This window comes from Pseudomonas reactans, assembly GCF_013387025.1.
Classification (GTDB): Bacteria; Pseudomonadota; Gammaproteobacteria; order Pseudomonadales; family Pseudomonadaceae; genus Aquipseudomonas; species Aquipseudomonas reactans.
This window is the reverse complement of record NZ_JACAQP010000158.1, coordinates 1-314: the sequence shown is the minus strand read 5'-3', so window position 1 is coordinate 314 and position 314 is coordinate 1. Positions and strand designations below refer to the sequence as shown.

Here is a 314-nt window from a genome sequence, read left to right as displayed (position 1 = left end):
CGAACTGGTCGTTTGAGCTTTAATTCAATCTGTTTGATGAAGTTGATTATTTCTTCAGGTGCTTCTGACTTTAGCCTTAAAAAGAAAACCCAAGTAAAGCGTGAGTAATCATCAATAATAACAAGGATGTATTTCTTCCCTTTTATGCTTTGGGTTTTTGCAGGGCCGCAAAGATCAATGTGCAGTAATTCTAGTGGTTCGGATACACTAGATTCAGGAATGCTTTTATGAGAGGATTTGGACAGTTTTCCTCCTTCACAAGCGGCACAAAGAGTTTCATTGTCGAGCTTCAGAAGTGGCAGTCCTCGAACTAG

At 39.8% G+C, this 314-nt stretch carries 1 protein-coding gene; it reads right to left on the bottom strand.

Features of this window, described 5'->3' with window-relative positions; genetic code table 11:
• Window positions 1-314: transposase family protein (locus HX793_RS32285; protein WP_218646224.1), on the bottom strand; the 314-nt coding region annotated here is incomplete at both ends.